The 5876-nt window shown below is 35.6% G+C and carries 3 protein-coding genes; all 3 read right to left on the bottom strand.

The features are described from left to right. Positions 1-5: 5 nt before the first annotated feature. Complete coding sequence (locus BT151_RS18095; RefSeq protein ID WP_072403777.1) at positions 6-1187, bottom strand: SusE domain-containing protein; 1182 nt, start codon at positions 1185-1187, stop codon at positions 6-8. A 19-nt stretch (positions 1188-1206) separates the two neighbouring features. After that, positions 1207-3114: a RagB/SusD family nutrient uptake outer membrane protein gene (locus BT151_RS18090; RefSeq protein WP_072403776.1), complete on the bottom strand. Its 1908-nt coding sequence runs from the start codon at positions 3112-3114 to the stop codon at positions 1207-1209. A gap of 11 nt (positions 3115-3125) precedes the next feature. After that, a partial coding sequence (locus BT151_RS18085) for a SusC/RagA family TonB-linked outer membrane protein (RefSeq protein WP_072403775.1) occupies positions 3126-5876 on the bottom strand: 2751 nt, incomplete at its 5' end.

The following is a 5876-nucleotide window of genomic DNA, read 5'->3' as shown; positions in this document are numbered from 1 at the left end:
TTTTATTATTCCAAAGTAATGGTTTTGGTAACTGTATCTATAGTTAAAAAGTAAGTTCCTGGCGTACCTAAAAATCTAAAATTGTTATCCCCATCGGCTGCATCCTCAAAGTTAGCATCAATGGTGTACCCTTCAGTGATATAATATGGATAATTTTGTCCTGTAGCCCAATCTCCTTCAGTAGTAAAGAATCTAAAGGTATCGTTAGCAAAATTCGCACTTCCAGAATAGACCCCTTCACCGGTACAAAGGAATTTAACAGGTGTAGCCCAATCCCATCCTGCATCTGGCAAACCAGCACCAACGGCCCATAATTGGTCGAATTCGCAAACACCAGTTGCTTGTGGATCGCTTACTGTGATGGTTTTATTTACGGTATCAACTTCAAGATAATAATACCCTGTTGTTCCAATAAAAGCAAAATTATTATCGCCGTCTGCTGCATCAGCAAAATTAGCATCAATCGTGTAGCCTTCTCCAATAAAATAAGGATAGTTTTGTCCAGATCCCCAATCGCCTTCACTAGTAAAAAATCTAAAGTTATTATCGGCTCCACCATTGTTCTGAAGGTTTACATTCCAACCATACACACCATCACCTTGGCAAGATAAGCTTACTGGAGTGTCCCATCCCCAACCTGCATCAGGAAGTCCGGCACCAACAGCCCATAAATAGTCTGAATCACAAACTGGCCCAGTATTATTACCTGTGTTTTCAGGAAGTGTTACTGTTAATGCTTGAGTTGATGTAAGTGTTTCTGTATCAGAATCAGTACCAGCAAAAGCTCTCAGTCTAAAATAAATACTTCCTGTATTTGGATTTTCTGTAGCAGGGTCATTATCCAAACCAGCTTGAGTGGCATATTGTAATAATGTTCCAATAGTAACAGCATATTCATTGTCACTAGTTGTCCCAACAACTTGCATTTCTGCAAAATCTGCAGTCATCGATGATTGTAATTCATAAGTGATGTTTGTTGGCGTTCCAAAATCTGCGGCATCCCACGTAAAACGTTCTCCTATATTATTAGAAGCTGCTGGAATTAAAACATATTCAGATAAGAATGAATTTGAAAACGTAAACTCACCTTGTGGTTGCGCGATGTATTCTAAGCTTGTATCATCTTCGCAAGAGATAAAACTAAGGATACTTATAAGCAATACCGCTAAAATTTTTATTTTTTTCATGGTCTTCATGTTTTATTAGTTAGTAACCTTGGTTTTGCTCAAGATTAGGGTTGGTTAAAATGGTGTTATTGGGTATTGGGAAAATATTTCTGAAAGCACCAGCAGAAACGCCATTAGGTTGGTTGCCTTTATATGGCCATAAATAGTCGCCACTTGTAAATTTGTTAAAACGAATTAAATCGGTACGTCTTTGTCCTTCCCAATATAATTCTCTTGAACGTTCGTCTAAAATAAAGTCTAGAGTTAATTCGCCAGATGAAATGTTTCCAGAAGCATCTCCATAAGCTCTTTCTCTTAGTTCATTAATTACAGAAAGGGCTAAGTTTGCATCGCCGCCGCCGCCGCGTAAAGTTGCTTCAGCATAGTTTAAATAAATTTCGGCTAAACGAATCATAGGAAGATCGGTGTCTGTAAATTCACCACTTGAATCGTTACCTATATTTCCATTAACATCAATGTTTTTGAATTTGGTTACGGCATACCCCTCTTTAAAAGGAGGAATGGCTGCTATTTCCAGGTTTTGGCCATCGGTATAGAACATGCCACGTTTATCAGCTGGAGGTGGTACAATGGTAAGTGAATAAGTGAAATTATTTAAATCAAAATTTATTAAATAGGTTCCTGCGGTAACAGATATATTTGCACCATCAGCTTCTACAACACCGTCAACACCATCATCACCGTAATTATTACCCCAATCTTCATTAAATCTAAATTTCATTTCACCATCAGATAGTTGAGCATATAATTCAAACACATTAGTGGAGGTTTCAAACATTTCCATGTCTGGGCCATCCCAACTGTTTTCGGTAGCATCACCAACCAATCCCCAATCAGATGGTGTACCTCCTAAACTACTGTTTAAAGAGGCAAGATCAATTGCAGGAGATTCAAATTTTTCTACCATCGCTTTAGTGGTTCTGTAACCACCCCAGCCGCCATTAATTCCTAATGTCGAAGGATCCATAGTGCCTCCCGTTGCTCCGTGAATTAAAAATGTTGATCCACCATAGGTTGCGGTTTGTACTCCATCAAAAGCAATAGGGAAAATGAATTCGTTTTGTGCACCATTGGTATCATTATCAGCTAAGAATAATTCATCATAAGCCGTTCCATTTCCGTTTAAATCGGAAGTGTGTAAAGTATATGATGAATTCATGACATTATTAGAAAATGTAACACAGTCATCATATCTTGGAGTACCTGTCCAAACTTCAGCGTTTAGGTATAATTTTGATAATAATGCCATAGCTGCAATTCTATCAACACGACCATATTCATTGGCTTGGCTGTTTGGTAGTAAATCTTGTATTTCTAATAGTTCAGTCTCAACAAAATTGAATAAGTCAGTTCGAGAACTTTGTACGGGTAACTCAGTCGTTATTTCAGTTAATAAAGGCACATTTGCAAACAAATCTATTAAATTGTAATAAGCAAATGCTCTTAAAAAGCGAGCTTCAGCGATAAAGCCTTCTACTTCGGGTTCTGATAAAGAGGAAGCCTGTAAGATAAATGAGTTACAAAAGGATACTTCTTGTGCTAAACGAAGATACATAGCACCAGAAAAATCGTTACTAGCAGACCAATACATACCATGTAAATCTGGTAACCCAGGATCGCCCCAGCCTACGACAGCGTGATCTGTTGTAAGTTCGTTTAAATTAAAAAGCATTCTGGTGTATTGTGAAAACCCTTGATTGATGTCTGCAATATCTGCAGCACCATCATCACCTCCATTTTGTCCCGTTAATGCTAAACTGGCATATAATTTTGCTAATGCACCTTTTGCGGAGGTCGCATCTGTAAATACGTCTTGTTCTGTAAAACTATCTGGATCAATTGGTGATTGATCTAAATCATCATGACATGAAGTTATGCCCAATGAGATAGCTACAATAAAAATGAGTTTATTAATTTTATTTTTCATGTGTCAATTTTTTAAAAATCTAAATTTACTCCTAGTACAAAAGATCGTGGTCTTGGATAAAAACTATTGTCAATACCACCAGTAATTTCAGGATCTAATCCATTATAATCTGTTACAGTTAGTACATTTTGTACAGAACCATAAAGTCTTATGTTTGTATCTTTTATAGCTTTACCTAAAGTATAGCCTAGCGTAATGTTGTCCACTTTAAAGAATGAGGCTTCTTCTATCCAATGGCTACTTAAGAAATTTTCATCCGTTTGGTTTAAGAAACCAGTTTCAAGATAGTCTGAGTGGATATTCCATAAAAAGTTATTGGTGGTTGGAATCACTCCATTTAAATAAGAATTACCAGAAGCGACATTGTTATAAGCATAATTACCAATATTGGCTCGTGTTACTATAGCCAAATCCCAATTTTTATAATTTAAATTGGTGTTTAATCCCATAATAACATCGGCATAAGGATCATGATAAAGGTACTTATCAGCATCGTTTATAACATTATCTCCATTTCTATCTACAAAAGCACCTTCAATAGGTTTTCCGTTGGTATCATATATTTGCTGAAATACATTAAAGCTATATGGTGCTTCACCTTCTGTATGCAATTGAACATTATTTCCAACACCACCACTTATGCCTCCAACTTCTTGATCAAAAGGTAATCGGGTGATTTTATTATCATTAAATGCAATGTTATAATTTATAGACCATTGAAAATCATCCGTTCTTACTGGAACAACATTAATGGCGAACTCAATTCCTTTGTTCTCCATATCTCCAATATTTTTATTGATTCTACTTCCAAAATTTGTAAAAGGATCTACCGAAGCAAATGCTATTAAATCTTTTGTCTTTTTTAAATAGGCATTTGCTGAACCTGAAACTCTTCCATCTAAAAGACTAAAATCTAATCCCACATTAAAAGTGTTTCCTATTTCCCATTTTAAATTTTCGTTTATTGGGTCTGGTCTATAAGTTTGATAATAGGAATTTCCAAATTGATAATTTGCATCTGATTGACTTCCTGTATACCTGGTTAAAAATTGGTAGGGATCAAGACCATTAACATTACCTACTTCTCCATAGCCTACTCTAAGTTTTAATTCATTTAAAAATGAATCTTCAAGGAAATGCTCTTTATGCATATTCCAAGCTACAGCAACTGAAGGGAAATACCCCCATCGATCATTTGGATTTAATAATGAGGAAGCATCAGCTCTTAAAGTAGCGGTTACTAAATATTTACCATCATAATCATAATTAAAACGACCAAAGTAGGATAGTAATACGTTTTTAGATTTATCTATAAACTCATAGTCATTTCCATCTTCTTCATTTTCACTATCATAGCTGTAGTTATTGTATTCAAAAGATTGGTAAGAGTAACCAGCAACTACATTTATGTTGTGTAAATCGTTAATTGTTTTGCCATATGTTAAATAAGCATCAAATAATTTATTTGTTGACTCATTGGTATATTTATAAGTGGAACCATTCCATGTTGGATCAGAAGTTGGAATAAATTCTGAGGTAATTGTTCTTCCATGACTATTGGATTTATCTATACCAACATTAACTGTTGCATTTAAATCAGGGAAAAAGTGCAGTTTGTAATCAACTTTAGCATTGGCATTTAATCTTCTAACCTCGGCAGTGTCTGCTGTTAAATCTAATTGAGCAACAGGGTTAGTCGTTCCTAAACTAGGTCTAATTCCAGTTGCTTGATCAATCCAAGTAGAATAAGGTGCATAAATTGAGCTCGCATCATAAACGGGCTCTGTAGGAGCATAACCATTTGCAGCGCCAATAGCATCTCTATTTGCAAAAAAGTTTTCAGTATAGACCCCTCGGGCATTTAATTCAACTTTTAAATGATCATCTAAAAATTTAGGAGATAAGTTTATAGATCCTGTTGTTCTTTTAAAATTATCTCTTTTTAAATTGCCATCATGATCTGAATGTCCTAAAGATAAACGCATTGGTATGCTAAAAGCACTTCCTAAGGCACTTATAGAATGGTCTTTTCCAAAGGCATCTGTGTAAATTTCATCTTGCCAGTTTGTATTGGCATCTCTTAATAGTGCTAAGGTCGTTGCATCAGCATTTGGATGGCTTGTGACTACATCTCTAAATTGATCTGCATTTAAAACATCAACTCTATCAACAGAAGAATGAAATGTTGTTGACGAATTTACATTAAATTTGAACTCAGAATCTTTACCTTTTTTTGTGGTAATCATTATAACACCATTGGCACCTCTAGATCCATAAATAGAAGTCGCTGAAGCATCTTTTAAAATGACCATGCTTTCAATATCGTTAGGGTTGATAAGGTTTAAAGGGTTACGAGAACCGCCAACACCTCCGTTATCTAAAGGTATGCCATCAACAACAATTAAAGGGTTGCTCGTTAATGATAGAGACCCATTACCTCTAATAAGAATATTTTGACCTTCGCCAGGAGCTCCACTTCCTGAAGTAACCGATACACCGGCCACTTTACCGCTAATAAGTTGTTGCGCAGAAAGTACAGGGCCTTGATTAAAATCTTTGGTAGTCACTAAATCTGCGGTTCCTGTTAAATCTTCTTTTCTTACACTACCATAACCAATAATAACAATCTCATCTAATTGCGCCGTATCTTCCAATAACTGAATATTCAAAGTAGATTGTCCATTATAAGTGATTTCTTTGGCTTGATAACCCACGTAAGTAAAGACAATAATATCTCCATTTTTAACTTCAATTTGGTAGTT

The organism is Flaviramulus basaltis, assembly GCF_900114265.1.
Lineage (GTDB): Bacteria > Bacteroidota > Bacteroidia > Flavobacteriales > Flavobacteriaceae > Flaviramulus > Flaviramulus basaltis.
The sequence above is the reverse complement of the archived record's forward strand: the minus strand, read 5'-3'. Positions and strand labels throughout refer to the sequence as shown.